Source organism: Neobacillus niacini, from assembly GCF_000759675.1.
Taxonomy (GTDB): Bacteria; Bacillota; Bacilli; order Bacillales; family Cytobacillaceae; genus Neobacillus; species Neobacillus niacini_A.
This window is the reverse complement of record NZ_BAWM01000126.1, coordinates 1-221: the sequence shown is the minus strand read 5'-3', so window position 1 is coordinate 221 and position 221 is coordinate 1. Positions and strand designations below refer to the sequence as shown.

General features: G+C 50.2%; 1 rRNA gene. It reads right to left on the bottom strand.

The features are described from left to right. Nucleotides 1-221, bottom strand: a 23S ribosomal RNA gene (locus TR08_RS24945); the annotation flags it as partial.

Below are 221 nucleotides of genomic sequence, written 5' to 3'. Positions count from 1 at the left end.
GACTCGCTTTCGCTGCGGCTCCGTCTCTTCAACTTAACCTTGCATGTAATCGTAACTCGCCGGTTCATTCTACAAAAGGCACGCTATCACCCATTAACGGGCTCTAACTACTTGTAGGCACACGGTTTCAGGATCTATTTCACTCCCCTTCCGGGGTGCTTTTCACCTTTCCCTCACGGTACTGGTTCACTATCGGTCACTAGGGAGTATTTAGCCTTGGG